Here is a 26,823-nt window from a genome sequence, read left to right on the forward strand (position 1 = left end):
TTATCTGTCACCTGTCACCTGTCACCTGTCACCTGTTAACTATCAACTATCAACTATCAACTATCACCTGATTTTCATAAAAACGGCATGATTCACAGGGTCCTTCTGGGTTGACTGCACAGCGGATGATTTCTGAATGAGCATTGTAGTCACAAGTAGCATCACCTATTACCCAGCGTCCCTGTACTAAACTTTTTTCTGATGGTCGTTGGGCTTTTTGTACGTAAATAACGACATTATATAGGTGGTATCGCCCTGATTTAAGCTGATATCTATGACGACGCTCTAAAACTGCGTAGGTTTTACCTTCAAAATCAAGATAGTTTCCCGGTTGGGGTGTCCAATCAAGCAGTAATTTACCAAGAGACTGACGCGGGTTTGTGAGAATTACCTCAGTTGGTAAAGAGTCTGGTTCTACCATAAGTTTATGTTATGTGCTTTACATTATAAAAATGGTATCGTAAGAACAGACTCTGGATGAATGGATTTAACTAAAACGCTGTAATTCTCCTACTGAAATGGAGTGTTAATCCATTCACACTGGTTTAGATATAAACTACCAAGTTGGATCGCTAAAAAGATGTATAGTTAATTCCTCATTTCCTGGTGGAACTGGTGTAATGCACGCACGGATGACTTCTCCATCATCTAGTTCCACTGTGCAAGCGTGACAAGTCCCCATTAAACAACCTGTAGGAATTGATACCCCTGCCCTATCTGCTACATCTAACAGGGATTCTCCTACTTCGGCATTAACTGTGACATCATCTGGTAGAAAACGGATGTTGATCTTCATTACCCATTACCCATTATCTAAGATATAAACGGAGTTAAATTTAAATGGCTTTCTATTTCGGTGGCTAAAGAGTCCAAAATCTGTTCTCGCTGTTCTCGGTAGTTAGCAACTCCTGTGGGTAAGGATTTCAAACCCCGCTGTTGACGAAGGCGATTAATCCAAGCTCGTCGCCACGGTCCATTATCAAATATTCCGTGCAGATAAGTACCCCAAACGGATTGACAATTATCTACTAAGCCTAAATTAACATCATCAAATAGTGGTTGACAGGTGGGTTTGTCGGTTGGTTGTTCTATGCGCGATCGCCCTTGGTGGATTTCAAAACCATTGACTGGTAAGCCCATTTGGGGATAATTAGAACTGACTTGACGCTGACGGGCTATTTTTTGCCCTGTAATTACAGTTTTAATTGGTAACAGATTTAACCCTTGATATCTGCCTGCTTGCCCCTCTACACCTTCTGGATCGGCGACCATTTGCCCTAGCATTTGAAACCCTCCACAAATGCCTAAAACTGTTCCTCCAGAAGCTGCATAATTCTGGATTGCTTCTGCCATACCACTTTTTTGCAGGATGATTAAATCAGCAATAGTAGTCTTTGTTCCGGGGATAATTACTGCATCAGGATGTCCTAAATCTTGCTTAGGACTAAGGTATTTTACTGAAATGGTCGGTTCTGATTCCAGTGGATCAAAGTCGGTAAAATTGGCTATTCTTGGTAAGCGAATAACTGAGATATTTAGTTCAGCATTGGTTTTCTGGTATTTTCTCTCTAGCAGGTCTAGCGAGTCTTCGGCTGGAAATACTTCTTCTAAATAGGGGATAACACCAACAACCGGAATACCTGTGCGTTCTTCTAACCATTTGATTCCTGGATCAAGGATTGATCGTATTCCCCGGAATTTGTTAATTACTACCCCTTTGATTAAAGCCCGTTCGTCTGGTTCTAGTAGTTCTAAAGTCCCTACCACATGAGCAAAAGCGCCTCCTCGGTCGATATCGACTACTAACAGAGTGGGTGCATCTAAATATTTTGCTACTCTCATGTTGGTTAAGTCGCGGTGTTTCAGGTTAATCTCTGCGGGACTACCAGCACCTTCACAAACTAAAACATCAAATTCTGTGCCTAAATGCTTTAAGCTTTCTTCTATTGTTCGCCAACCAATGTCAAAATACTGCTCATAATAATCTGTGGCGCTAACTTTACCGATGGGTCTACCTTTGAGGATGACTTGGGAGGTCATGTTCCCTTGGGGTTTAAGTAAAATTGGGTTCATTTCTACTAACGGGGATACACCCGCTGCCCAAGCTTGTACGGCCTGGGCATAACCTATTTCTCCTCCACTGGCGGTAACATAAGCATTTAAAGCCATATTTTGTCCCTTAAAGGGTGCTACTCGCCATCCACGACGTGACAAAATCCGACAAATAGCTGTGGTAATTAGTGATTTTCCTGCGTGGGATGTTGTCCCCACAACCATAATTGATTTCATTATTTGTAATTTTAGGGATATGGTAATTAATTATTCTCGGTGGTTGTCGCTTGGGATTGTTGCTTTCTATCTCTAGTTCACTTTGACTTGCTTTACTTAGCTTGTCAATTTTTCAGGAAAAATATGATGTATCAGGGAAAATACGGCCGAGTTTAGGATTTTAGTAAAAAGATAAATATTCCCTGTTTTCCCCTACACCCCACATATACCCTATACCTTAGTGACATCTTCCTACACTTTTGCTTTGCGGTAAGTGTAGGCTTCTTGCGGTTTTAGTTAAAAAGGCAGTCGAACCCAACGGATGAAGGTATCATAGAGGCGATCGCCCAATGTTGGTATGGGTAATTCTGGTTGTTGTAATTTTTCTAATAATTGATTTCCAAGGGGTGTGAGACGAAAACTGTCTGTAATTCCTTGTCCATCTACTTCTCGTCGCAATACTCCCACTTGAATCAGCCAGTTTAAGTTGTTGTCACAGACTAATTCTGATAATGGACGTTGGGTATAACCTTGTTTGATCCCATTTTCCATGGCGATCGCACTCACGGGAACACTTTTTGTCTGCATCGTCAGAAATAATGCCAATTTGAAGGGAGAACAAATTAGCGATCGCTTGGCTCGTTCTACTGTAGCTTGGGTATAAACAAAGGGTTTTGGATGGGTGTAGTTAGCACTAGTCATAAGTTTAATATTGGGGACGGTGGAAGATGGGGGAGATGGGGGAGATGAGGGAGATGAGGGAGATAAGGGAGATAAGGGAGATGGGGACGGTGGAAGATGGGGGTGATAAGGGAGATGGGGAAATTTCCTATCTTCCCTATGCTTTATTCAGCAAGCCTTATTTATATTCTCTGTTTATTGTAAATTATTGTAAAATCTGTAATGCATCAGAAATTAATACAGGAACTCTGAATTATGCCTCTAGCAGTTGGTACAGTCGCACCTGCATTTACCACCAAAGACACAAACGGCAATACCGTATCATTATCTGATTTTGCGGGTAAAACCGTAGTTTTATACTTTTATCCCAAAGATGATACACCAGGCTGCACCAAACAAGCTTGCAGTTTCCGTGATGCACAGGAACAATATACCAATAAAAACATTGTTGTACTGGGTGTGAGTGCAGATGATGAAACTTCTCACCAAGCATTTACCCAAAAATATAACTTGAATTTTCCCCTACTAGCTGACACCAATAAAAGCATTATTACTGCTTACGATGTTGATGGTGGTGGTTATGCCAAGCGTGTTTCTTACGTAATAGATCCCACTGGTAAAATTATTCATGTAGACAGTGCTGTCAGCACAGCTACCCATGCTGATGACATTTTAGCCGCAGTTGGTTTGTAATTCTTTGACCAGATGATTTGGTAGAAGTCAGGAGTCAGTAGTCAAAATGCAAAAATGACAACTGACAACTGACACTGAGTTATTTGTCTGAAGGGAGAGTGATCAATGGTGATGTATTTTGTTCAGATGTAGGTGAATTGGAGTTTTGCTGCTGCTGACCTTGCATGAGTTTTTGTTGTCTGGCTTTAAACGCTGCTGCTGCATCATCCAATTGTTCATTCTGTTGTTCAGAATTCCAGTTGAGAGTACCGAAATTTGCCTGATGAATCAGGTTAAATAAATTGAAATCTGAGGAATTACCAGATAAAGGATTGCTATTAGTGTCGCTTTCCAAACTACTAAAGGGTTGATTAGTATCAGCCAAGCTGGGTTGTGCTGTCAGCAAAGACGCAAAACTCAATCCTGCTAAAGTAGCTAACAAGATTTTTTGAACTGGTAAAGACTGTTTTTTCATGATATTTCCCCTCACATTCTGCTTTTTATCTTAAGCAAGAGTCCGACGTAATTGGGGCTGGATGCTAATTAAAGCCACCATAGCAAATCCCAATAAGACTAACAATGCTCCTCCAAAGGTAACATCACCCCAAAAAGCTTGCATCACGACATCATTTAATCCCCAACTGCTGTGTAGATACAAATAACGAATGGGTTCAATGGCATAGCTAAGAGGATTAAGAGTGGCGATAACCTGCAACCATCCTGGCATAAAGGATAATGGTGCTAAGGCTGTGCTGGCAAATAACAAAGGTAGGTTGGTAACGAAAATAACCGCGATTAATTCAATGTGTCCTGGCAAAGCAAAAGCTAAACCCAAGGAAATCGCTGTTACACCTAAAGCCAGCAGGAAAACTATTAATGCGATCGCACTTAATCCGGTTACATCTGGTAAACCTGCACCTAAAAACGCCGCTGCACCCACAATTACCGCTGCTTGCAGTAAACTTTGGCTAATAATAAAGATAGCAGAAGCAAAAACAATTGAGAAGCGCGAAGCTAAAGGTGCAACCAGCAACCGATTTAAAAAACCAAATTCCCGATCAAACATCACTGGTAAACCAGCATTCAACGCCCCTGCAAAAGCGGTAAAAACAATCACACCCGCAGCTAGAAATTGACCGTAATTTGTCGTAGTACCGAATAAACCCTTGGGTGCATTTTGGAACAAAGCACCAAATAATACCAACCACATTACCGGTTGAATAATTCCCGCTACCAGACTAGAAGGACGGCGTTGCAATTGAATAAACAGACGACGAGTTAAAGCTAGGGTTTCTTGGATAATTTCTCCCAAAAAACTGGGTGTAGTTTCTGTAACTACGGTAGGTGTGGCGAGTTGCTGCCAATTCATATCTGTCTTCATAGCAATTTAAACATTAGATATACAATGTGTAAAATTAAACGGTATGAATAATAAACATCTCTGCAATCAAAAATCTGCAAAGAATATTTATAATTCTTCATATTACATTATATCAAAAAATGATTTTAAAATTGATGAGGATTTATTTAGGAGTTCAGAAATTTAGGAATATGGCTATAGCTGGCGTGATCACGTAGGAATCATAGGCCATGATATGCTGACGATTTATTTTTGATTGAAATCAAGAATGGTAGTTTATATACTACGATTTTTTAAAATGTTTAATTTTTTAATTTTTAATTTTTAATTTTTAATTTTAAAAGTGGGCAATGCCCACTCCAGGAATCTATAAATTTACACCATGTTGTTTAGCAATTTCAGCTAATTTATCATACTGGTGTTGGGATGCTTTAGCTAAAATCTGATCTGCTTCTTCAGGATTAGTGCCATCTTTAGGAATTAAATATTTAACATAAAGGGCAACAAAATCAACCATTGCAGCTAAACCTGATAAATTGTGTTTATCAGCTTGTTGTCCCGCAATTACAGCTACTAAACCTGCTCTAATTGGGTCTGGTTTTACTTTCATGAATTGGTCAATTAGCAGCTTGATGTAATTTAATGGTTCTAAGTTTTTCAACTTAGCTTCATCAGGTTTAAACTCTAATCCCGCGGCTGTTGACTGCTCTAAAATACACCATTGTGTAAATTCTTGCAGTGCTGCATCAGGAAGTTGAGGAAGATATTTGTATAGTTCTAAATTAGACACAAGCATTACCAATTTTAGATTTTAGATTTTAGATTTTGGATTGCCAATAAATGATTATTGTCAATTACCAATCACTTAAAATCAGCCTATCTTAATGGTTAGGCAGTTTTTGTAATGCAACCGACAAAATAATTCGTAATTGCAAATTGAAAAAAGAACGCAAAGAATACAAAGAAAAACTCTCTGTGCCTCTGCGTTTCTGCGTGATAAAATTCCTAAGCTGTCCGAAAACGTGCTAATTCTTCTCCCGTTTTCGCATCATGGGCATGAACAGTACATACCAAACAAGAATCAAAAGAACGCGCAACATGACCAACTTCTACAGGGTCATTAGGATCTTCAATTGGTGTACCTATTAATGCTTGTTCTATGGGTCCACGTTGTCCAGCACCGTCACGGGGTCCAATATTCCAAGTTCCGGGGGCGATAACTTGATATTGTTTAATCTTGCCTTTTTCGATTTCTACCCAGTGACATAATGCCCCTCTTGCTGCTTCAGTTGCACCCCAACCTTTACCGTCTTTTTCTTGAGGTTTGATATACCAAGGATCGTTTAATTTAAACTCCCGTAAACAGCGTTCAGCTTGGCGATATAACTTGACAATTTCGTGGACTCTCGCTAGTTGTCTAACGTGAACATTTGCACCACCCATTTTTTTGAAGACATCAAGAATAAAGGGGTCGTAATGTTGCCAAGATTCGCCGTGTGTACCACCTGCAACTAGTTGACGTGCGAGGGGTCCTGCTTCTAAACGTCCTAAGTCTTGGTGAAGGACTGCACTTGCCCAGGAATATGCACCGCCAAAGTCTTTATTATTGTTGATAGTAGGTGAAGTGGTGCGATCGCTCGGATGCCAATCTTCTGTACCTTCATCATACCAAGAATGGGTTAAATTTTCACGGGCAAAAGCTTGATCCATCAAAGCATGGGTATCAGTGAAGCTATCGTAAACACCGCTTTTCATAATCACAGCAGCGTTACGTCCTTCAATGGTGGGTTTATTGTATTTATCCTCATGGGGAATATAACCCCAAGTTACATACTTACCCACACCAGCACCATATCGATCTAAACCGATATCTAAACCCATGCGCCAGTATAAACCTAAATCAGATTCCCGATGTTTAACATCAGCATTTAACCATTTTTGGAAATCTTCATAGGATTGAATTTCTTCATATCTTTCCAAAGAACAACCTAACCAAACAGGTTCTAACCAATTGGTGCGGAAATATTCGAGAATTGCCCAGGCGCGGGTAATATCAGTCAAAGTGGGGGCGCACATCACACCACCAGGCACCATATAACTGCTGTGCGGCCATTGTCCACCTAATAAAGCGTAAATTTCGACAGGTTTAGCGGAAATTGTCACACCAATTTCATAGGATGTACCTGTAAAGGCAGCAAAGCGCCGACAGGCTTCATCATAAAAATGACTACGGCGATAATTTTTATTAGTTAAATCAATGGCAAACAATCCATAAAAATAGCGAGGAATACTTTGGATTGTTTCCACAATTTGACCTAAATTTCTCGCCAAAATTGCGTTACGAGGAACTTCTGTTCCCCAAGCAGTATCTAATGCCCAAGATGCAGAACTGAGGTGAGAACCGCCACAAATTCCACAAATTCTAGGAGTGACAATTAAACCAGCTTGGGGATCTTTTCCGCGTAAAATAATTTCAAAACCGCGAAAAAGTTCAGCATGAGTCCAGGCATTTGTTACATATCCATTATCAATTTCGACACGGACATCTAAATCGCCTTCAACTCTACCAACGGGAGAAATATCTAAGGTTTGAATTGGCATAATAATAGGAGTTCAGGAGTTCAGGAGTTCAGGAGTTCAGGAGTTCAGGAGTTCAGGAGTTCAGAAGGAAGAAGAATAGGAGGAAGAAGAACAGGAGAATTTTAATTCCCTAGTCTCCAGTCCCATTACCTAAACAGTAAAAAAGTCTTCGTCTGCCCATTTTGGGGCTGCGTCTTTTGCCACAACGGTGAGGACTGCGTAATCTTTATGGTTGACTCCAGGTGGTATTTCTTTAGGAACACCCATAACGGTTTGAGTTTTAAATACCGTTCCGGGTTTGAGGTCATAGAAGGGGAATTCTGGTTCTGTACAGCCTAAACAGGGCATTCCGGCGCGAGTTTTCGATGATACGCGGTTCCAGAGGATGCGGTTACAGGAGGAATGGGTCATAGGCCCACGACAACCCAAGTCGTAGAATAGACAACCTTTGCGTTGTCCAAACTCCGCTGTTGTGGCTTTGTAAGCAAAGTGAATATTGCGGGTACAACCTGTTTGGGTGTAGGTGTTAAAGAAAGTTTGGGGACGGTGTAGTTCATCGAGAACGATATCATCTATGCGTCCAGTGGAAATTGCCACTAATATCTGCGTTATCCAATCAGGGTGTGCTGGACAACCGGGAATATTAATTACAGGTAAACCCGCTTTGCTAACAAAATCCTTACCTAAAAAACCGCCTTCTTCTCGTTTGAGAAATTGTAATCCTTTCGAGTCGCTTGGGTTAGGTGACATAGCGGGAATTCCTCCCCAAGTTGCACAGTCTCCCACCGCCACAATAAATTTAGCAGCTTGGGATAAATCTGTTAACCAATCCTTCATAGGACGGTCAGCAAATCTATTCCATTCACCTGTACCATTGGGGGCGTTAACTACACTACCTTCAAATACCAAAATATCCAAAGGAGTCTTACCTAAAACACAGTCCCATAGAAGAGTTTGTAGGTTGTTACCCAGTTCCACACCCAAGGAAGGATGCCAAAGAATTTTAATCCCAAAATCAGCGATTAAATCGCAAGCAGTAGGTTCTTCAGCATTAAGAAAAGACATGGTGTTACCGGAACAAGCACCACCTTGAAGCCAGAGTACATTCGTCATTGGCCGATATATTTTTCTGTTGTTGATGTAGCGAGATAAACAGAATTATTCTGTCTGTGTGGATGAGGAGATACGCAAGGAAATGAGAAACATGATTCACTTCTTAACTATCCTTGTTCAGAAATTGCGGAGAATTTAGCCCATGGATCAATATATATTATTTTATAATAAATTCAGGTATTGTTTAAATCAATTAAAATTTTCCTGAGAACTTGAGGATCTTGGATTGACACCTCTCCAACTCCTCCGAGAACCTCTGCGCTTACCTCTGCGTACCTCTGCGTTAAAAAAATCCTCAGAAATAAAAATCTAATTCTGATGATATAATCAGGAAAACCATATATAAATTAGCCTAGAAATTGTTCAATTGATAGCTAACTGGTAAAATAGAGATACCAAAAGCAGTATTGGAAATTTAAAATTAATTAAAACGAATATTAATCTTGGTAATTTCCCTCTAGAATTTTATCAAGTGTTTGCTTTATAGTGATAAAGATTGATTTTGGGAAATCAAGGAGCATTCATTGTTTTTTTAGGTAAAAATACCTGCTAATTTTGATTTTGGCTTTTTGGCTTCTCTGTGTTTCATCTTCAGATGAAAAAATGTGAGATTGGGGAATCTCGAAACTTGCGTAAACCAGCCTTTTTACCGCGCGTGTGCGGTTATTCATGACTAAATTCCCCAACTGGCTAGAGTCCGCCAACTATGACCCCTAGTATTACAGATTCAGCTGTCAACGCTGCTATTACAGCCATATCTTCGGAGTCGGCTACAGCAGAGGAAAAAATCCAAATGCTGATAGAAATAGCCCAAGGTTTTCAAAAGAAACCGAAAAATTCACAAGATTTACGGAATGCGATGGGGTTATTTTATCACGCCTATCAAATGTGTGGTGATGACTATCCTTTACTGAAAGCACGAACTAAAATAGGAATGGCGGGAATATTACAAATTAGTCCCGATTCTACCCCTCAATTACTACAACAATCTAAAGCCGATTATGAGGAAGCGTTAGAAATTTTACACCAATATGCTACACCAGAAGAGGTAGCAGAAGCCCAGATGAATTTAGGGTTAGTGTTGCAATCCCTAGTTCCCTACAATTTAGCGCGGATAACTGATAGCATCCAAGCCTATCACGAGGCTTTGCGGGTGTTTACTTGGCAGGATTACCCCCAAGAATATGCGATTTTATACAATAACATTGCGATCGCCTATCTTTCTATGCCAATGGCATCAGAACGGGAATATTTACGTCAAGGGTTAGCAGTACAGTCTTTTGAAGTTGCACTCAAACATATTAACCTCATTGACCATCCCAGGGAATATGCAATGTTGCAAAATAACTTAGGTAATGCTTTGCAATATTTAATCAGTTCCCACCCGGTAGAGAATAATTTACGGGCTATTGAGGCATACAACGAAGCCATAAAGGTGCGTAATCCCAGAGATACACCCTTAGAATATGCTAACACTATTTCTAACAAAGCTAACGCCCTTTTCAACTTACCAGACAATCCCGAAAAGCCAGAGTTAGGGAATCAAGAAAACTTGTTAAAAGCACAAGTATATTATCAAGAAGCTTGGCAAATATTCACTGCACATCAACAAACAGAACAAGCTGAAATTGTAGCCAAAGCACTAGAAGAGTTACAAGCAGAAATTCAAGCAATTAGCATTTTAACTTGATTAACTTTAGTCCCTCCCATCGGACTTAATTTACGTAGTCTTGAATTCTGTTCTGAAGCCAACAAATTCACAAAGGTAGGAAAATTACTATGTTGGAATTTATCAATAATCCGGGATTCAGAGATTTTTTACATAGTTTGAATACGGACTTAAATTTACAAACCGCATTCACTTGGTTAATTATCTCTTTAATTTTATCAATGATTGGCGGTGCAATTGGTGGAATGTTCCTAGCAGGTAAAGATATAGGCTATCAATTTGCTGCCACAATTGGCAGTTTATTAGCCCCTGCTGGTGTAATTCCAGCAATTATTTTAGGTTTATTTATGATGAATTTTTTATCTAATTACTAGGAGATTTATATGTTGCAACTTGGCTGGTTTTCCTTGAAGTTATTGTTGAAGGGTAAACTATTTCGTGATCCCGTCTATTTTCTCCGGCAAACAACCATTGCTAGTGGTGTCGGTACACTAATATTAGTATTACTAGCACAGTTAGAAATTCCCCTGTGTATACCCATTACTGCATCCAGTATCATTACGGGTGGAATGATGCCTTTTTTGCTTAAAGATTTCAGGATGAAATGAGTTTTAATAAATACAAATTTGAAAGTTATCAATCCCTACAGATTTGTCTGGGGGATTGAATTATTATTAACCACAAATTAACACAGATAATTTATGGATAATTTAAATGAGTTGATAGCTGATATTCAGAGATTTGAAGCAATTATTTCTGAGTGGGATGAAAATCAACGATGTGTGGCTGTAGGGTTGCAACGGGCTATTGAATCTCTTCATAAAGCTGCATTAACTAATTTAATTAAAACTCTGAAACAAGAAAATATATCAGCTTTACGTCATGCGGTAGATGATGAAATAGTTTATGCAGTTTTGTTATATCACAACTTAGTCAAACCACCATTATCAGAACGGATACAAACAGCATTAGCCGAAATTCGCCCCAGTTTACAAAGTCATGATGGGGATGTGGAATTAGTAGCAATTAAACCACCCGATAGGGTCGAAATTAAATTAATTGGTAGTTGTAGTAATTGTGCTAGTTCGACTTTAACCTTAACTCAGTTAGTAGAACAAACTATTAAAAAATATTGTCCAGAACTCACCAATATAGTTGCCGTTAATCATAGTTCTAATTCGCCACTTATTCCTAATTCCACAAATTCTTATTGGATGGGAGTGGCGAATGTAAATGACATTCCTGAAAATCATGTATTATCAGTTAGACTGGAAAATCATAACGTGATTTTATACCGACAAGGTGATAAGATAAATTGTTATCGGAATGCTTGTTCTCATTTGGGCTTTCCTTTAGATAAAGGAACAGTAGAAAATGACATTATTACTTGTGCATCTCATCAGTTTCAATATGATTTAAAGACAGGTGAATGCTTAACTGTACCTGGTGTTTCCCTACAAAGTTATGAGGTGAGAGTCAAGGGTGATAAAGTTTATGTAAAAGTAGAAAAATAAACACAAATAAAATCTAGTGGGTTATATTTGATTAACGTACACGATAAGATCAGAGAACTAACAAGTCAGGGTTTACGCGATCGCTCTGACTATTTTTTACCTAATTGAGATAAAATCTGAGGATATTATGCAATTTACCACAGATCGTCCTTATACAGAAACCAGCCTCCCAGATCATACCCAATTACCAGAATCTAATGGTACATTTGTGTTAGCGAAGCGTACCGTAGGTCAAAATTGGCAAGAACATCCCCAAAGTATTCTACTAACAGCATCTATTACCCCTGTTCTCAAACAATTACATTCTGATGGGGAATATTGTATTGGGCAAGATTTAGGTATCTACTGGCGCATTATTGACCCACCAGAACGAGGTGCAGAAGCTCCAGATTGGTTTTATGTTCCTAATGTTCCTGCTACTCTAAAAGGGCAAACACGCCGTTCTTATGTGCTGTGGCAAGAATATATTTCCCCGTTAATTGCCTTAGAATTTGTGTCTGGAAATGGTGAAGAAGAAAGAGATAAAACACCTTGGAAGGGTAAATTTTGGATTTATGAACAGGTAATTAAACCTGCTTTTTATGGTATTTACGAAGCTAGTAAAGCTAGTTTGGAAATGTATGAATTAATTGGTGGAAACTATGAATTGTTATCACCAAATGAAAGGGGACATTATCCTATTAAACATTTAAATGTTGAGATAGGTCTATGGCAAGGTGAATATCAAAATGTGGAATTACCTTGGTTACGTTGGTGGGATTTAGATGGTAATTTATTATTAGATGGTGATGAACGGGCTGAACAGGAACGAGAACGGGCTGAACAGGAACGACAAAAAAGCGATCGCCTCATAGCCCAACTACGTGCTTTAGGAATAGAACCAGAACTAGAGTAATATCTTTGGATGGTAGGTTTACAGCGTTATTTTTTGTATAGTCATAAAATTTGGTGCGTTAATATTTGGTGCGTTAATAAAATGTAACGCACCATTGCCATTATAACTACATCTTTCCATCTACAAATATTCTTAAATAAATAAACACCCAAAAACCCTATCCTTCTCTCTGCACCTCTGCGTGAGATCAATAATGAACCAAATACCCCTATCTTCCAACGGTGCAGAAATAATCTTAGGAAACAGCATCACCACTGAAAAAATGGCTGTTCCCCTGGCACCAACTCCCTCAACAATGTTTGGACCTCGTGCAGCTTGTTTAATCTCACCAACCGGACCATTATGGGTATCAGATACAGGACACCATAGGTTATTAGGATGGCGAAATTTACCCACAAAAGATAATCAACCAGCTGACTGGGTAATCGGACAACCGGACTTTTATCATGAAGGACAAAATGCTAAAGGTACACCTGGAAAATCTACAGTTAGTGTCCCTACAGGTATTTGTAAATGTGGTACAGGTTTAGCCGTAGCTGATGCTTGGAATCATCGCATTTTAATTTGGCATAATGTCCCAGAAGATAGCAATGTCCCAGCAGATTTAGTATTAGGACAAGCTAATTTTATTGATAACGAACATAATAGAGGAAGTCAGCAACCTGCGGCTAATACTTTACATTGGCCTTATGGGATTTTATGTTATGAAAATAAATTATTTGTAGCTGATACCGGAAATCGCCGTTTATTGATTTGGAATCAAATACCAACAGAAAATGGACAACCAGCAGATATAGTTTTGGGACAACCAGACATGATATATCGCAATGAAAATGGGGGTGCTTCTCCCACTGCTTCCAGTATGCGTTGGTGTCATGATATAACGATTTGGGATGGGAATTTAGTTGTTGCTGATGCGGGTAATAACCGAGTAATGATTTGGGATGGTATACCAACAGAAAATAATAGTCCTTGTGCGGTGGTTTTAGGGCAAAAAAACTTTAATTTTGTGGAATTAAATCAAGGAGTTTATTTCCCTAGTCGTAGTAGTTTAAGTATGCCTTATGGTGTAGATGCTGCGGGAGATTGGTTAATAGTTGCAGATACAGCTAATTCTCGTTTGCTAGGATGGAAGAGACGAGAATCTATTTTATTGTTGCATGGTGCGGATGCTGATGGTGTGCTGGGACAAGATAAGTTTACAACTAAAAGCGAAAATCGGAATTTTGGTTTACCAACGCGACAAAGTTTAAATTGGTGTTATGGAATTAAGGTTTGTGGTGAGATTGCGGTAATTTCTGATTCGGGTAATAATCGGGTTTTGATTTGCAAGTTTTGATTATTTCACACAGAGACGCAGATGCACGGAGGAGGAAAGATGTATATTGAAGAAATTAGAGTGCGTGGTACTGTGCAAGGTGTGGGTTTTCGTCCTACGGTGTATCGTTTGGCGAAAAGTTTTGGTTTAAAGGGTGATGTTTGTAATGATGGGGAAGGGGTTTTAATTCGTGTTTGTGGAAGTGAGAAACAGCTACAAGAGTTCGTAGATAAGTTGTATGAAGAATGTCCGCCTTTGGCGAAAATTAATGAGTTGGTGAGAAGTCGGTATTTGGAAAAGTTTGATTTTGATGATTTTGTGATTTCTCACAGTATTAATAATACTATAAAAACAGAAATTGCTGCTGATGCGGCTACCTGTCCCCAATGTCAAAAGGAAATTTTTGATCCTTTTAGTCGTTATTTTCGTTATCCCTTTACTAATTGTACTCATTGTGGACCGCGTTTGAGTATTATTCGCGCTATTCCCTACGATAGAAATAACACCAGCATGGTGAAGTTTCCAATGTGTGGAGAGTGTGAAAAAGATTATCAAGATGTGGAAAATAGGCGTTTTCATGCCCAACCCGTAGCTTGTTTTACCTGTGGACCTCGTGCTTGGATAGAAAGGGCTGATGGTAAACCTGTCATTTCTGATATGTTCTCGATGTTGGATGATGTTGATGCTGTTTGCACGTTATTACAAAAGGGAAATATTGTTGCTATTAAGGGGTTAGGTGGCATTCATTTAGCTTGTGATGCAACTCAAGAAACGGCAGTGCAGAAATTACGAGAACGCAAACGCCGTTATCATAAACCTTTTGCTTTAATGGCAAGAGATATCAATATAATTAGTGAATATTGTTATATTAATGATTTGGAACAAGCATTATTAACTAGTCCCGCTGCACCTATTGTTTTATTAAAATTAAAAGAAGATAAAAAAGTAGCTGATTCGGTTGCACCAGGACAAAATTCTCTTGGTTTTATGCTTCCTTACACGCCTTTACATCATTTAATTCTTAGAAGAATGAAATTACCAATAGTCTTAACTAGCGGTAATATTTCCGATGAACCTCAATGTATAGATAATGAAGATGCAAAAGAAAAATTAGGAAAGATAGCAGATTATTTTCTTTTACATAACCGCGATATTGTTAACCGCGTTGATGATTCTGTTGTGAGAGTTATTGATAGTAAAATACAAACTTTCAGACGTGCAAGGGGATATGCACCTGCACCGATTGTTTTACCATCAGGATTTGAGAAAGTACCACCAATTTTAGCAATGGGTAGCGAGTTAAAAAATACCTTTTGTTTATTACGTGAAGGTGAGGCTATTCTATCTCAACATTTGGGAGATTTGGAAAATGCTGCGGCTTTTAATGCTTATCAAGATACTCTAAATTTATATTTAAACTTATTCGCCCATAAACCAGAAATAATTGCCATTGATAAACATCCAGAATATCTATCATCTAAACTTGGTAAAGAATTAGCAACGGTTAACCAAATTCAATTAAATGAAATTCAACATCATCATGCCCATATAGCCGCTTGCATGGCAGAAAATAAAATTCCTTTAGACTCAGAACCAGTTTTAGGAATAGCTTTTGATGGGTTAGGATATGGTGTAGATGGAAAATTATGGGGTGGAGAATTTTTATTAGCTGATTATTATCAATTTGAACGAATAGCCACATTTAAACCCATACCCATGATAGGAGGAGAACAGGCAATTTATCAACCTTGGAGAAATGCTTATGCCCAATTAATCAACGCTTTGACATGGGAAGAAATAAACCAAAAATATAGTGATTTAGAAATAATAAGATTTCTAGAAAATAAAAATCCTAAATTACTCAACCAAATCATAGACAAAGGTATTAACTCACCCTTAACATCATCAGTAGGTAGATTATTCGATGCAGTAGCAGCTGCAATAGGTATTTGTCGGGAAGAATGCGGCTATGAAGGACAAGCAGCAATAGAAATGGAAGCCATAGCGGATGTAAATATTTTAAACAATGATGAAGAAACTCTAAATTATCCCTTTAATTTTGAAAATTCCGATAAGATTTATTGTATAGACTCTGCCCCTCTATGGTTGGGGATACTCAACGACTTACAGCAGAAAATTTCACCATCAGAAATAGCTGCTAAATTTCATATCAGTTTAGCTAGTGTAATTACTACAATAGTTAAAAAATTGTCCCAAATATACAAATTTAATCAAGTTGCATTAACAGGAGGAGTATTTCAAAACCGTATTCTTTTAGAACAAGTAACCAAACGCTTACAAAAAACAGGAATAAACGTCCTCACCCATAGCATAGTCCCTGCAAATGATGGTGGTTTATCATTAGGACAAGCTGTTATAGCTGCTGCTAATTACTTAAAGGTGACAGGTGACAGGTAATAGAATGAAAAGGCTTTTACCGTTTTATTTTTTTGATAAATGTATGTTTTGATTCCACTAACAACCTATATAAAAATGTAAGAATTCAGGAGTCAGGAGTCAGAATGCTGATGAAATTAAGAATAGAGAGAAGAGAGATTTTGTCAAAATCATCAAAATTGATTAAAAAAGCCTTTATTCTCTTGACTTGAAGTATTCTCTATCTTGAATACTTACATAAAAACCTCTGTGTTTATATGGTTAGTAACTCTTAAAAAAGGAAAATAAAAAATGTGCTTAGGAATACCCGGACAAATAGTTGAAATAACCAATCCTGAACATAAACTAGCTATGGTTAATGTTGGAGGAGTAAAACGCCAAGTAAACATAGCTTGTATAGTTGACGAACAACACCCACCCGAAAAATGTATAGGAGACTGGGTATTAGTTCACGTTGGTTTTGCAATGAACCGAATCAACGAACAAGAAGCCGCAGAAACATTACAACTTCTCCAAGAAATAGCCCAAGCTTACACTTAAAACCTCTTTTCTTCCTTCTTCCCTCTTCCTTCGTGTCCTTCGCGCCTTCGCGGTTTATTAAAAATTGATATGAAATACGTAGACGAATTTCGCAACCCAGAAAAAGCCCAAGCATTACAAAAAGAAATAGCCAAACTTAGCCAAAAAATAGACAAACACCTCAAAATAATGGAAGTATGCGGAGGCCATACCCATTCCATTTTCAAATATGGAATCGAAGAAATATTACCGGATAATATCGAACTCATTCATGGGCCTGGTTGTCCAGTGTGCGTCATGCCTAAAGGTAGGATAGATGATGCGATCGCACTTTGTCAAAACCCCAACATCATCTTCACCACATTTGGCGACGCAATGCGCGTACCCGGTTCAAAAACCAGCCTCTTACAAGCCAAAGCCCAGGGTGCCGATATTCGCATGGTTTACTCACCCTTGGATAGCCTCAAAATAGCCAAAGAAAACCCCAACAAAGAAATAGTCTTCTTCGGTTTAGGCTTTGAAACCACCGCCCCCAGCACCGCATTTACCATCCTCCAAGCAGCAGCAGAAAACATCACTAACTTTAGTATGTTTTCCAATCATGTATTAGTTATTCCCGCCCTGCAAGCATTATTAGATAACCCAGATTTAGAACTTGATGGTTTTGTTGGGCCTGGTCATGTAAGCATGGTTATAGGAACAGAACCATATCAATTTATTTCCCAATTATATCATAAACCCATCGTTATTTCTGGCTTTGAACCATTAGATATCTTCCAATCAATTTGGATGTTATTAAAACAGATAGTAGAAAAACGTTGTCAAGTTGAAAATCAATATAACCGTTTAGTCGAACCAGCCGGAAATAAAAACGCTATTGCAGCCATGAATCAAGTTTTTGCAGTGCGTGAACAATTTGAATGGCGTGGTTTAGGAGAAATACCCAATTCTGGTTTTAAAATTCGGGAAGAATACGCCCAATTTGATGCCGAAGCTAAATTTACAATTCCTAACTTAAAAATAGCAGATCATAAAGCCTGTCAATGTGGAGAAATTCTCAAAGGAGTTTTAAAACCTTGGCAATGTAAAGTATTTGGAACAGCTTGCACACCAGAAAACCCCATAGGGGCTTGTATGGTTTCCTCCGAAGGTGCTTGTGCAGCATATTACAAATATGGGCGACTTTCAACTATGGCAAAAAGGGATAAATCAGGTGTATCTGCCGAACCTCTATCAGTCTAAAATGCACAATTTGAGGAAAAATATATGCCTTTTGTTACTGTTCAAATTGGTAAAGGTCACTCCATAGAAAAAAAGCGGAAATTAGTCCAAGCTGTAACTGATGCTTTAGTTTCCTCTCTAGGTACTAAACCCGAATGGATAACTGTCCATATTGATGAATTTGAACGAGATAACTGGGCTGTTGGTGGTGTTTTACATTCCGATAAACACGCTGGTAGACACGAAGAAACAGGTAGATAATTCGTAGGGTGCGTTACGCTATTGTTAACGCACCAATTAAAATATTTTACGCAAAGTCGCCAATAAAAAAAGAAAAACACAATTATTTTTTTAGATGTAACTTACTAAGCAACTTAAGATGGCAATTTATAACAATCAAGAATCTCAAAATCCCCTATTTCAAAAAATAGAACAAGTCCGTCGTCGACAGGGTAAAATCAGGGATACACATATTAACCTCGCCCATGGTAGTGGTGGTAAAGCCATGCGAGATTTAATAGATGATATTTTTGTCAAAAGTTTTGATAATCCTATTCTTTCCCAATTAGAAGACCAAGCAAGTTTTGACTTAGCCAGTCTTTCCCAACATGGAAATAGATTAGCATTTACCACAGATTCCTATGTTGTAGACCCATTATTTTTTCCAGGTTCAGACATAGGAGAATTAGCAATTAATGGCACCATTAACGACTTAGCAGTTAGTGGTGCAAAACCATTGTATCTTACCTGTAGCGTCATCTTAGAAGAAGGTTTACCAGTAGAAACATTGCGTCGTGTAGTTTTCAGTATGCAGCAAGCGGCACAAAAAGCCGGAGTGCAAATAGTCACAGGAGACACAAAAGTAGTTAATCGTGGTTGTGCCGATAAACTATTTATTAACACTACTGGCATTGGCATCATTCCTGCAAATATTGATATTTCTCCCCGCAACATTCAAACAGGAGATGTAGTAATTATTAACGGAGAAATAGGAAATCATGGTACAGCAATATTAATTGCTAGAGGAGAACTAGAACTAGAAACAGATATAAAAAGTGACTGTCAACCATTACATGAATTAGTCGCAGAAATTATTAATATTTGTCCAGAAATTCACGCCATGAGAGATGCAACCAGAGGAGGTTTAGCCACAGTATTAAATGAATTTGCCCTCACAGTCAACGTAGGAATACGCATCAATGAAAATGCCATTCCTGTGAGAGAAGAAGTAAATGGAGTGTGTGAAATACTCGGCTTAGATCCTTTATATTTAGCCAACGAAGGAAAAATAGTTATAGTTGCACCCAGAGAAAAAGCCGAATTAATATTATCAACCATGAAAAATCATCCCACAGGAAAACAAGCATCTATCATAGGTGAAATAATCCCCACACCACCAGGAATAGTCCTATTAAAAACCGCCTTTGGTGCAGAAAGAATAGTTGATATGCTAGTAGGTGATCAACTCCCAAGAATTTGTTAACAGTAGGTTGAGTTGACACAAGGAAATCCAACATCTTCAAAACACAGTTATCATAAATTTGTTGTGTTGCGCTGTTGCTTAACCCAACCTACAATTTCTATCAACTATCAACTATCAACTATCAACTAAAATGCACGAATTAGGAATAACTCAAAACATCATCGCCATAGTTGGCGAAAACGCCCAAAATAAAAAAGTTCAAAGAGTATTATTAGAAATTGGCAGACTCTCCGCCATTATGCCAGAAGCCATTAAATTTTGTTTTGATATTTGCGCCCAAGGTACAATAGTAGAAGGTGCGACATTAGAAATATTAGAAATACCGGGAATGGCTAGATGTCGTGAATGTGGTGCTACATTTTATGTAGATAAACCCTTTGGAATTTGTGAATGTGGTAGTGTTAAACTGGATTTAATAACGGGTGAAGAATTAAATATTAAAGAAATAGAAGTGGAGGAATTATGTGTGTAACCTGCGGATGTTCTGATGATAAAGAAGCAACAATTACTAACTTAGAACATGAACATCATCACACTCATACTTTAGCAGATGGGACTGTCATCACCCATACCCATCATCAAGAAGAACCAGCAAATATGCACGCCAAGGTTCATAATACAACGATATCCTTAGAACAAGAAATTTTAGGTAAAAATAATTTATTAGCCGCCCAAAATCGAGGCTGGTTTAAAGGTAGAAATATTCTCGCTTTAAATTTAATGAGTTCTCCAGGTGCGGGAAAAACTACTTTATTAACTCGCACAATTAATGATTTAAAAGACAAATTATCTATCAGCGTGATTGAAGGTGATCAAGAAACTACCAATGATGCAGAAAAGATTAAAGCTACGGGCTGTAAAGTGGTACAAATTAACACAGGTACAGGCTGTCATTTAGATGCATCAATGATAGAAAGGGGTTTACAACAACTAAACCCGCCATTAGATTCTGTACTAATGATTGAAAATGTGGGTAATTTAGTTTGTCCTGCTTTATTTGATTTAGGAGAACAGGCTAAAGTGGTGATTCTTTCTGTGACAGAAGGGGAAGATAAACCGATTAAATATCCTCATATTTTTCGGAATAGCGAAATTATGATTCTCACCAAAATTGACCTGTTACCTTATTTACAATTTGATGTACAACGCTGTATAGAATACGCCAAACAAGTCAACCCAAAAATACAAATCTTCCAAGTTTCATCTACTACGGGAGAAGGTTTGGACGATTGGTATAAGTTTTTGTTTAATTCGGTTGCACCATCAATGTCCACTGTTCACGCAACTGCTGAAAAATAGATGAAGTTGCTGACTAGAACACCGATTCATGAATCATAGGGGCGAAGCATTCGGACAGAATATCAATGGTTTCAGCTATAGTTTATCACCCGGCTTGCTAGAATACCGATTCATTAATCATAAGGGCGAAGCATTCGGACAGAATATTAATGGTTTCAGCTATAGTTTATCACCCGAATGCTTCGCCCCTACCTTGATTGAAAATATAAAAAACAGGGGCAATTTTATGTCTACAAATCACAATCTTCCTTTAGAACACGAGATTTTAGACGTACAAAATACAGATTGTTGTATTGTTGGTGGTGGCCCTGCGGGGGCTGTGCTTTCTCTGCTTTTAGCACGTCAAGGAATTTCTGTGTATCTGCTAGAAACACACAAAGATTTTGACCGGGATTTTCGTGGTGATACTATTCATCCTGCGGTAATGCAAATTATGGAAGAGTTGGGTTTAAGTAATAGCCTTTTGCAATTACCCCACACCAAAATGCGCCACCTTCAGGTAAAAACTCCCCAAGAAACCATCACTTTTGCAGATTTTAGTCGCCTGAAAACGCCTTACCCTTATATTATGATGCTTCCCCAGGTGCGGTTTTTAGAATTTATCACCCAAGAAGCACAAAAATACCCCAATTTCCATTTAATTTTGGGTGCAAATGTGCAGGAATTAATTACAGAAAATGGTATAATTGGAGGTGTGCGTTATCGTGGACAAGGCGGTTGGCATGAAGTACGCGCTACATTAACAATAGGTGCGGATGGTCGTCACTCAAAATTAAGACAATTGGGTGATTTTGAGTCTGTGGAAACTTCGCCACCTATGGATGTGCTTTGGTTTCGTCTCCCCCGTCAGCCAGAAGAATTTGCAGGGGGTATGGGACGCTTTGGTTCTGGTAAGATTGTAGTTATGCTAGACCGTGGTGATGAGTGGCAAATGGGCTATGTTATCCCCAAAGGTGGTTATCAAAAACTGCGTGCTGCTGGTTTAGAAGAATTAAAAAAATCCATTATTGATACAGTACCAGAATTAGCTAATCGCATCGAACTTTTACGAGATTGGTCACAAATAGCTTTTCTCTGTGTTGAATCTAGCCTAGTTAAGCGTTGGTATCGTCCCGGACTGCTACTCATAGGTGATGCAGCCCATGTCATGTCACCTGTGGGTGGTGTGGGTATAAATTATGCAATTCAAGATGCTGTCGTTACCGCAAATATATTGAGTCAACCGCTTAAAAAACATCGTGTAGAAATTAGCGATTTAGCAAAAGTACAGCAGCACAGAGAGTTACCTACACGGATCATTCAAGCATTTCAGACTTTGATCCAAAAGCGGATATTTGCCCCCATTCTGACTGAAAATCAAACTTTCCAGCCGCCTCTATTGCTACGTTTACCTATTTTACGTGATCTCCCTGCCCGATTAATTGCTTTGGGTATTTTTCCTGTTCATGTTCAGATTTAAAGTTATTCATGGTATACTTGTACTATTCATGCAGAATTAAATGCTCGTTTCGGTCAGGCGCAGTTCCTGAACAACTATGTACATAGCTGTTCAACGTTCTCGCTTGACTTTTGTTATATGGTGGTTAACCAAAATTCTCCTATTCCTTTAGGGAACCTAAATCTGTTAACTTAGATTGAGCGATCGCAGTGTGTTGAAAGTAAATCAGTAAAAAATAAGCGTGACAAAATTATGACCCACAGGTGGCGCTATCCACCTTTTACAAATGAAAAAACGTTTTCCTCCCCTAAACCCCTAAACTTTTTTTTCTTGAAAGGAATAAATATATGAACAGTTGTATTTTAATGGCAGAAATTTATGATGCACCCCAACTGCGTCATACACCAGACGGGTTGGAAGTGACAGAAATGATAGTTCATGTCCCTGGTGTGAAACCAGATGATCCTTCTCATCCGTTAAAAGTGGTGGGTTGGGGTAATTTGGCTAAAGAAATTCATCAAACCTATCAACCAGGCGATCGCGTTATTATCGAAGGACGCTTAGGAATGAACACCTTTGACCGTCCTGAAGGTTTTAAAGAAAAACGTGCAGAATTGACCGTACAGAAAATTCACGCGATCGGTAGAGCTATGAGTACAACTCCACCACCAGCCGCTACCATAGCGCCTCAAGCACAGCGTCCCCCAGAAACATATCAACCAGCCTATTCAGCGCCAACACCATCCACACCAACACCAGCTACAAATTTTACAGGTATAGCACCCCAGCCAACGACCCCCCAACCCACCTACCAACCTGCACCTGCAACCTTTGAGCATCAGTCTTATCAACCTGTCACAGAAGCAGAACCAGATCCAGATGACATCCCATTTTAAGGCAGAAGTCAGGAGTCAGAAGGCAGGAGTCAGGAGTCAGAAGGCAGGAGTCAGGAGTCAGGAGTCAGAAGGCAGAAGGCAGAAGGCAGGAGGCAGGAGGCAGGAGGCAGGAGGCAGGAGGCAGGAGGCAGAATTTCAGGAAAAAGAAAGAATTAATTTTCTCCCCCATCCTCCCCATCCTCCCCATCCTCCCCATCCTCCCCATCCTCCCCATCTCCCCCTGCTCCCCTGCTCCCCTTCTTACTGTCACCTGTCACCTGTCACCTGTCACCTGTCACCTGTCACCTGTCACCTATTCCCCACTGACCTCACCCCATTCTCGGATAGCGGGAAAGACTGATGAATAATCATCTTCTGGATAGGACATATTCATTGCTGATTTCAAGATGTGTCTAACTCCCTCAATACTGCTGAGATTCAAACCCAGGGATTTAGCTTCAGAGATAAATAAATCTATTTCTTTGATCAATTGTTTGGTGGGTAAGTTGGCATTGGTATAATTACCTTCCAACATCCGTTTGAGGTTTTGATCAAAGGTTGGCGCGTAAAGTTTGCTATCGCGCAGGATTCGCATAAACAAGTCTATATCAATGCCTTGCATTTGGACAAAAGCCAAACTGAGCGCAAAGCTAGTAGTAAGGGAAGCAATGAGTTGATTGAGTGCTAATGTCAATGCTGAGGCTGACCCTACTGGCCCAATGTGTACAGGTTCGGGTCCAAAATGTTGTAGTAATTTGAGGTGACGCTCATATTGTTCTAATTGGGCACCTACCATGACAATTAATTTGCCAGTTTCTGCTTCTGGGATGCTACCGAGTACGGGAGCTTCTATATATTCACCGCCAGCTGCCACAACTGCATCTCTGATTTCTTGACTTTCTGGAGGAGTGAGTGTTCCCATTTGGATAACACTGCGTCCTGATAAAGTGTGCCAAGAAGTGTCTGTCAGCAAGACATGATAAATAGCTGCGGCGTTAGATAGCATCAGAACTATACAATCAGCGGAGCTAATTGCTTGACGTGGTTTTGTCGCAATTTTTGCCCCTGCTGCTTGCAGTGGTGCTAATTTTTCTGGGGTGCGGTTGTAAGCAATTAGCTCTACATTTGCAGCTAATAACCTTTGAGCCATCGGTAGTCCCATCAATCCAGTTCCCAGAAATGCCACCTTCATGTTTTATGTTCCTTTGTCATTGGTTATTAGTCATTGGGAATAGGGAATAGGGAATAGGGAATTTTTTTTAATTTTTCCTGCCAATCTCCAATCCCCAATCCCCCCAAAATCAGCCACCTGCGGCAAAAGTAGCCATAATTATAACTGAAAGTAAGAGACCGGGACTAAGTAGAGTTACTAAGACAATGAGGTCATGAGCAGTCATAGTTATTACTTCCTTAAGGTTATTAACTTCAAAGCAATCACTGCTATCCTAGTCGAAGAAAGACTAATACAGGATTCTTAAATAGAGTTTTAACCTTTGACTTTCACCTCTAGCTTGGTATGGTTAATCCTGTGAGCGATTGGCTCTTCGCCAGCGCCAGAGGCGATCGCAAAGCCTCTTCATTTTTCAATCCTTTGCTTTGTACTAGAACTCCAAAATTTCCCAGTCCTGTCGGTTCAATTAGTTGGTGTAAGGCTTCCCGGCGGTTTAGCAGCTGTGAAATGGGTTGTTCTTGATAGGAGAGGGACGCTATTCTTTCACCTAAACCCAATGCCATCAAAAATAAACCTTGCTGTGTAAAACCCACTACATCTAAACCACACCTTTTTCCCCAATTTTCCAAAGCCGTAAAGTCAACATGGGCGGTGATATCTTGTCGCCCAATATTGATGTAAGGATGATCATGGTAACGATGATGGTAGTAGCATTGTAGAGTTCCTTGCGATCGCCTGGGGTGATAATAACGGCTGGAAGGATAGCCATAATCAATAGTTAGCACATACCCCCGTTGCAAGCAGTCTGCCACTATACCCAACCAGTCAAGAGCAGCTAAATTAATTTCACTACGATAGCCATCTTCATACACATTGGGATTTAACTCAATTCCCACCAAATCAAAATATGCTGCTAACTGTGCTGTAGATACTTCCCCCACCACCTCTATAAATGAAAAATCAGAAGCGGTATTTTCCCCATTTTCCTGGGTAGTTACATAAATTTCCCGCAGTTCCCCTGCTTCTAGGATAAACTGATGCACTGGAAAAGCATCAACTAATTCATTAGAAAAAAAGCAGCCAACGATGGAATTAGGTGTAATCTCTTCCAAATTGCACCAACGCACAGAGAAATCCTCTAACTTTTGCTGCTGTTGTGTTCGTAAACTTGGAGATTTCTCAACAATAATGTATTCCAGCGCCGTCAAAAAATCTGGGTGTTGTAATTTAAGGTAATTGAGGATATGAGATGCCAGAGTGCCTTGACCTGCTCCCATTTCTACCAGATGAAAAGGACTTGGTTGTCCTAATATCTCCCACATCTGGAAAAATTGCACAGCCAGTAATTCACCAAAATCATTACCCAGACTAGAAGACGTAAAAAAATCACCACCCCGAAACCCAATTTTGACTGCATCACTAGAATAGTAGCCATGTTCTGGGTGGTATAGCGCCATGTCCATGTATTCTGCAAAGGTAATACGGCGTTGGGGACTAGTATTAATGCGTTGGGCTATAGCTGCACACAGTAGCAGGTTGGAATCCATAAAATTGGTAATTTAGAGATGGGAACATGGGGAGGTAGCAATTAAAAATTAAAAATTAAAAATTAAATGCTCATCATGACATACAGCAGATTGCAGATCAACGAGGTACAGAATCTAAATTGAAACTTAGACAGGAAGAGAGTTTTACCCTTTACTCCTGACTCCTGACTCCTGCTCTAACTTTCAATAATATAAGGACTTGTTTCCAGAGTTCTGGCAGCAGTTTGCATCAGTTCAATATCTAATGGAGACCACAAACGAGTTTCTTGACATTGATGTGCCGCTAATAGCCCCCATAAACCTGTTGGTGTCAAAATTGGTACTACCAAGTTAGCGCGAACTTGCATACTACGAAGAAAATCTCGGTGGCAAGTTTCAATAGGTTCTATCTCGATATCAGCGATCGCTCTGACCCGTCCTGCTAAATATAAAGCTGCATAATTGTCATTAAAACAATCATCTTCACCAGTTGAACCCAGAATAGAGAATTCCTGTGAACTCAAAGATTCAAATGTTACCTGACCCTGCCATTGCTCATAAAAGTAATACAAAATCAGACGGTCAACTTGGAGTGATTCTCTCAGTTGATTCATCGTTTCTCTGACTAATTTATCCCGTTGCATTTTTTTAATTAAGCGGGTAAGCAGTCTTCGCAAACCCTCTTCACTATGCCGATGGGTGATATGCTCATATTCTGAATGAGGATGAATTTGCACAGGTTTCAAATAATAACTTAGTAAATTACCAGTAGTTTTAACAAACAATTAAGTGTAGTTTTGCCAAAGGGTTGAAATTAAAACCGC

28 protein-coding genes are annotated in these 26,823 nt (G+C 39.2%); 16 read left to right on the plus strand and 12 right to left on the minus strand.

The features are described 5' to 3' along the window. Positions 1–49 precede the first annotated feature (49 nt). From ACLLO5_RS19655 to ACLLO5_RS19670, 4 genes are all read right to left on the minus strand, one after another. A complete protein-coding gene (locus tag ACLLO5_RS19655; RefSeq protein WP_413172171.1) occupies positions 50–421 on the minus strand; it encodes a DUF6464 family protein in 372 nt (123 codons plus the stop codon). 135 nt (positions 422–556) lie between these two features. After that, complete coding sequence (locus ACLLO5_RS19660; RefSeq protein WP_413172172.1) at positions 557–796, minus strand: 2Fe-2S iron-sulfur cluster-binding protein; 240 nt, start codon at positions 794–796, stop codon at positions 557–559. A gap of 17 nt (positions 797–813) precedes the next feature. Beyond that, entirely contained in the window at positions 814–2,289 is a 1,476-nt protein-coding gene (gene cobQ, locus ACLLO5_RS19665) for a cobyric acid synthase CobQ (protein WP_413172173.1), read from the minus strand. A 276-nt stretch (positions 2,290–2,565) separates the two neighbouring features. Then, complete coding sequence (locus ACLLO5_RS19670) at positions 2,566–2,970, minus strand: Npun_F0494 family protein (RefSeq protein WP_413172174.1); 405 nt, start codon at positions 2,968–2,970, stop codon at positions 2,566–2,568. Positions 2,971–3,204: 234 nt separating this feature from the next. Between ACLLO5_RS19670 and ACLLO5_RS19675 the strand changes: the two genes are divergently transcribed. Next, positions 3,205–3,642 carry a peroxiredoxin gene (locus tag ACLLO5_RS19675; protein WP_413172175.1) on the plus strand — a complete coding sequence of 146 codons (438 nt, stop codon included), beginning with the start codon at positions 3,205–3,207 and terminating at the stop codon, positions 3,640–3,642. Between the two features lie 79 nt (positions 3,643–3,721). On the opposite strand, the gene ACLLO5_RS19680 is transcribed toward ACLLO5_RS19675, so the two are convergent. From ACLLO5_RS19680 to ACLLO5_RS19700, 5 genes are all read right to left on the minus strand, one after another. Beyond that, complete coding sequence (locus tag ACLLO5_RS19680) at positions 3,722–4,096, minus strand: hypothetical protein (protein WP_413172176.1); 375 nt, start codon at positions 4,094–4,096, stop codon at positions 3,722–3,724. 30 nt (positions 4,097–4,126) lie between these two features. Continuing rightward, positions 4,127–5,002 (minus strand): ABC transporter permease, encoded by an 876-nt coding sequence (locus tag ACLLO5_RS19685; protein WP_413172177.1) that lies wholly within the window; start codon positions 5,000–5,002, stop codon positions 4,127–4,129. Positions 5,003–5,348: 346 nt separating this feature from the next. Continuing rightward, positions 5,349–5,771 carry a hypothetical protein gene (locus tag ACLLO5_RS19690; RefSeq protein WP_413172178.1) on the minus strand — a complete coding sequence of 141 codons (423 nt, stop codon included), beginning with the start codon at positions 5,769–5,771 and terminating at the stop codon, positions 5,349–5,351. 215 nt (positions 5,772–5,986) lie between these two features. Further along, positions 5,987–7,582: a nickel-dependent hydrogenase large subunit gene (locus ACLLO5_RS19695; protein WP_413172179.1), complete on the minus strand. Its 1,596-nt coding sequence runs from the start codon at positions 7,580–7,582 to the stop codon at positions 5,987–5,989. A 129-nt stretch (positions 7,583–7,711) separates the two neighbouring features. Then, entirely contained in the window at positions 7,712–8,674 is a 963-nt protein-coding gene (locus tag ACLLO5_RS19700; RefSeq protein ID WP_413172180.1) for a hydrogenase, read from the minus strand. A gap of 706 nt (positions 8,675–9,380) precedes the next feature. Between ACLLO5_RS19700 and ACLLO5_RS19705 the strand changes: the two genes are divergently transcribed. From ACLLO5_RS19705 to ACLLO5_RS19775, 15 genes are all read left to right on the plus strand, one after another. After that, on the plus strand, positions 9,381–10,364 hold the full coding sequence (locus ACLLO5_RS19705; protein ID WP_413172181.1) for a hypothetical protein: 984 nt from the start codon (positions 9,381–9,383) through the stop codon (positions 10,362–10,364). Between the two features lie 89 nt (positions 10,365–10,453). Beyond that, positions 10,454–10,717, plus strand: coding sequence for a hypothetical protein (locus ACLLO5_RS19710; protein WP_413172182.1), 264 nt, complete (start codon positions 10,454–10,456; stop codon positions 10,715–10,717). A 9-nt stretch (positions 10,718–10,726) separates the two neighbouring features. Beyond that, a complete protein-coding gene (locus ACLLO5_RS19715) occupies positions 10,727–10,951 on the plus strand; it encodes a hypothetical protein (RefSeq protein ID WP_413172183.1) in 225 nt (74 codons plus the stop codon). Positions 10,952–11,044: 93 nt separating this feature from the next. Beyond that, complete coding sequence (locus ACLLO5_RS19720) at positions 11,045–11,857, plus strand: NifU family protein (RefSeq protein WP_413172184.1); 813 nt, start codon at positions 11,045–11,047, stop codon at positions 11,855–11,857. 127 nt (positions 11,858–11,984) lie between these two features. Further along, positions 11,985–12,752, plus strand: coding sequence for a Uma2 family endonuclease (locus tag ACLLO5_RS19725; protein WP_413172185.1), 768 nt, complete (start codon positions 11,985–11,987; stop codon positions 12,750–12,752). Positions 12,753–12,945: 193 nt separating this feature from the next. Beyond that, positions 12,946–14,091 carry a hypothetical protein gene (locus tag ACLLO5_RS19730; protein WP_413172186.1) on the plus strand — a complete coding sequence of 382 codons (1,146 nt, stop codon included), beginning with the start codon at positions 12,946–12,948 and terminating at the stop codon, positions 14,089–14,091. Positions 14,092–14,130: 39 nt separating this feature from the next. Then, positions 14,131–16,488, plus strand: coding sequence for a carbamoyltransferase HypF (hypF, locus tag ACLLO5_RS19735; RefSeq protein WP_413172187.1), 2,358 nt, complete (start codon positions 14,131–14,133; stop codon positions 16,486–16,488). Positions 16,489–16,758: 270 nt separating this feature from the next. Then, the gene (locus tag ACLLO5_RS19740) at positions 16,759–17,007 is read left to right on the plus strand and encodes a HypC/HybG/HupF family hydrogenase formation chaperone (RefSeq protein WP_413172188.1); all 249 of its coding nucleotides are present in this window, start codon (positions 16,759–16,761) and stop codon (positions 17,005–17,007) included. A 69-nt stretch (positions 17,008–17,076) separates the two neighbouring features. Continuing rightward, the gene (gene hypD, locus ACLLO5_RS19745) at positions 17,077–18,228 is read left to right on the plus strand and encodes a hydrogenase formation protein HypD (protein ID WP_413172189.1); all 1,152 of its coding nucleotides are present in this window, start codon (positions 17,077–17,079) and stop codon (positions 18,226–18,228) included. Positions 18,229–18,252: 24 nt separating this feature from the next. Beyond that, the gene (locus ACLLO5_RS19750; protein ID WP_413172190.1) at positions 18,253–18,468 is read left to right on the plus strand and encodes a tautomerase family protein; all 216 of its coding nucleotides are present in this window, start codon (positions 18,253–18,255) and stop codon (positions 18,466–18,468) included. Between the two features lie 118 nt (positions 18,469–18,586). Further along, positions 18,587–19,690 carry a hydrogenase expression/formation protein HypE gene (gene hypE / locus ACLLO5_RS19755; RefSeq protein ID WP_413172191.1) on the plus strand — a complete coding sequence of 368 codons (1,104 nt, stop codon included), beginning with the start codon at positions 18,587–18,589 and terminating at the stop codon, positions 19,688–19,690. Between the two features lie 130 nt (positions 19,691–19,820). Next, positions 19,821–20,162, plus strand: a complete 342-nt coding sequence (gene hypA, locus ACLLO5_RS19760; RefSeq protein ID WP_413172192.1) for a hydrogenase maturation nickel metallochaperone HypA — start codon at positions 19,821–19,823, stop codon at positions 20,160–20,162. Then, entirely contained in the window at positions 20,153–20,989 is an 837-nt protein-coding gene (hypB, locus tag ACLLO5_RS19765; RefSeq protein WP_413172193.1) for a hydrogenase nickel incorporation protein HypB, read from the plus strand. The genes hypA and hypB overlap by 10 nt, the downstream gene beginning before the upstream one ends. Positions 20,990–21,215: 226 nt before the next feature. Beyond that, complete coding sequence (locus tag ACLLO5_RS19770) at positions 21,216–22,448, plus strand: FAD-dependent oxidoreductase (protein ID WP_413172194.1); 1,233 nt, start codon at positions 21,216–21,218, stop codon at positions 22,446–22,448. A gap of 326 nt (positions 22,449–22,774) precedes the next feature. After that, on the plus strand, positions 22,775–23,323 hold the full coding sequence (locus ACLLO5_RS19775; protein WP_413172195.1) for a single-stranded DNA-binding protein: 549 nt from the start codon (positions 22,775–22,777) through the stop codon (positions 23,321–23,323). A 292-nt stretch (positions 23,324–23,615) separates the two neighbouring features. Here ACLLO5_RS19775 and ACLLO5_RS19780 read toward each other — a convergent pair whose 3' ends face one another. The 3 genes from ACLLO5_RS19780 to ACLLO5_RS19790 all read right to left on the minus strand — a co-directional run bounded on the left by ACLLO5_RS19780 (position 23,616) and on the right by ACLLO5_RS19790 (position 26,736). Continuing rightward, positions 23,616–24,494, minus strand: coding sequence for an NAD(P)-dependent oxidoreductase (locus tag ACLLO5_RS19780; RefSeq protein ID WP_413172197.1), 879 nt, complete (start codon positions 24,492–24,494; stop codon positions 23,616–23,618). 314 nt (positions 24,495–24,808) lie between these two features. Beyond that, positions 24,809–26,020, minus strand: a complete 1,212-nt coding sequence (locus ACLLO5_RS19785) for a class I SAM-dependent methyltransferase (RefSeq protein WP_413172198.1) — start codon at positions 26,018–26,020, stop codon at positions 24,809–24,811. A gap of 176 nt (positions 26,021–26,196) precedes the next feature. Further along, positions 26,197–26,736 carry a GAF domain-containing protein gene (locus ACLLO5_RS19790; RefSeq protein ID WP_413176139.1) on the minus strand — a complete coding sequence of 180 codons (540 nt, stop codon included), beginning with the start codon at positions 26,734–26,736 and terminating at the stop codon, positions 26,197–26,199. Positions 26,737–26,823: the final 87 nt, after the last annotated feature.

The sequence above is a fragment of the Anabaena azotica SJ-1 genome (assembly GCF_047275885.1).
Lineage (GTDB): Bacteria > Cyanobacteriota > Cyanobacteriia > Cyanobacteriales > Nostocaceae > Trichormus_B > Trichormus_B azotica_A.

What these genes read in the sequence shown, in the direction of transcription:
- ACLLO5_RS19655 (WP_413172171.1), bottom strand. Translation starts at nt 421, where the DNA reads ATGGTAGAACCAGACTCTTTACCAACTGAGGTAATTCTCACAAACCCG.
- ACLLO5_RS19660 (WP_413172172.1), bottom strand. Translation starts at nt 796, where the DNA reads ATGAAGATCAACATCCGTTTTCTACCAGATGATGTCACAGTTAATGCC.
- cobQ (WP_413172173.1), bottom strand. Translation starts at nt 2,289, where the DNA reads ATGAAATCAATTATGGTTGTGGGGACAACATCCCACGCAGGAAAATCA.
- ACLLO5_RS19670 (WP_413172174.1), bottom strand. Translation starts at nt 2,970, where the DNA reads ATGACTAGTGCTAACTACACCCATCCAAAACCCTTTGTTTATACCCAA.
- ACLLO5_RS19675 (WP_413172175.1), top strand. Translation starts at nt 3,205, where the DNA reads ATGCCTCTAGCAGTTGGTACAGTCGCACCTGCATTTACCACCAAAGAC.
- ACLLO5_RS19680 (WP_413172176.1), bottom strand. Translation starts at nt 4,096, where the DNA reads ATGAAAAAACAGTCTTTACCAGTTCAAAAAATCTTGTTAGCTACTTTA.
- ACLLO5_RS19685 (WP_413172177.1), bottom strand. Translation starts at nt 5,002, where the DNA reads ATGAAGACAGATATGAATTGGCAGCAACTCGCCACACCTACCGTAGTT.
- ACLLO5_RS19695 (WP_413172179.1), bottom strand. Translation starts at nt 7,582, where the DNA reads ATGCCAATTCAAACCTTAGATATTTCTCCCGTTGGTAGAGTTGAAGGC.
- ACLLO5_RS19700 (WP_413172180.1), bottom strand. Translation starts at nt 8,674, where the DNA reads ATGACGAATGTACTCTGGCTTCAAGGTGGTGCTTGTTCCGGTAACACC.
- ACLLO5_RS19705 (WP_413172181.1), top strand. Translation starts at nt 9,381, where the DNA reads ATGACCCCTAGTATTACAGATTCAGCTGTCAACGCTGCTATTACAGCC.
- ACLLO5_RS19710 (WP_413172182.1), top strand. Translation starts at nt 10,454, where the DNA reads ATGTTGGAATTTATCAATAATCCGGGATTCAGAGATTTTTTACATAGT.
- ACLLO5_RS19715 (WP_413172183.1), top strand. Translation starts at nt 10,727, where the DNA reads ATGTTGCAACTTGGCTGGTTTTCCTTGAAGTTATTGTTGAAGGGTAAA.
- ACLLO5_RS19720 (WP_413172184.1), top strand. Translation starts at nt 11,045, where the DNA reads ATGGATAATTTAAATGAGTTGATAGCTGATATTCAGAGATTTGAAGCA.
- ACLLO5_RS19725 (WP_413172185.1), top strand. Translation starts at nt 11,985, where the DNA reads ATGCAATTTACCACAGATCGTCCTTATACAGAAACCAGCCTCCCAGAT.
- ACLLO5_RS19730 (WP_413172186.1), top strand. Translation starts at nt 12,946, where the DNA reads ATGAACCAAATACCCCTATCTTCCAACGGTGCAGAAATAATCTTAGGA.
- hypF (WP_413172187.1), top strand. Translation starts at nt 14,131, where the DNA reads ATGTATATTGAAGAAATTAGAGTGCGTGGTACTGTGCAAGGTGTGGGT.
- ACLLO5_RS19740 (WP_413172188.1), top strand. Translation starts at nt 16,759, where the DNA reads ATGTGCTTAGGAATACCCGGACAAATAGTTGAAATAACCAATCCTGAA.
- hypD (WP_413172189.1), top strand. Translation starts at nt 17,077, where the DNA reads ATGAAATACGTAGACGAATTTCGCAACCCAGAAAAAGCCCAAGCATTA.
- ACLLO5_RS19750 (WP_413172190.1), top strand. Translation starts at nt 18,253, where the DNA reads ATGCCTTTTGTTACTGTTCAAATTGGTAAAGGTCACTCCATAGAAAAA.
- hypE (WP_413172191.1), top strand. Translation starts at nt 18,587, where the DNA reads ATGGCAATTTATAACAATCAAGAATCTCAAAATCCCCTATTTCAAAAA.
- hypA (WP_413172192.1), top strand. Translation starts at nt 19,821, where the DNA reads ATGCACGAATTAGGAATAACTCAAAACATCATCGCCATAGTTGGCGAA.
- hypB (WP_413172193.1), top strand. Translation starts at nt 20,153, where the DNA reads ATGTGTGTAACCTGCGGATGTTCTGATGATAAAGAAGCAACAATTACT.
- ACLLO5_RS19770 (WP_413172194.1), top strand. Translation starts at nt 21,216, where the DNA reads ATGTCTACAAATCACAATCTTCCTTTAGAACACGAGATTTTAGACGTA.
- ACLLO5_RS19775 (WP_413172195.1), top strand. Translation starts at nt 22,775, where the DNA reads ATGAACAGTTGTATTTTAATGGCAGAAATTTATGATGCACCCCAACTG.
- ACLLO5_RS19780 (WP_413172197.1), bottom strand. Translation starts at nt 24,494, where the DNA reads ATGAAGGTGGCATTTCTGGGAACTGGATTGATGGGACTACCGATGGCT.
- ACLLO5_RS19785 (WP_413172198.1), bottom strand. Translation starts at nt 26,020, where the DNA reads ATGGATTCCAACCTGCTACTGTGTGCAGCTATAGCCCAACGCATTAAT.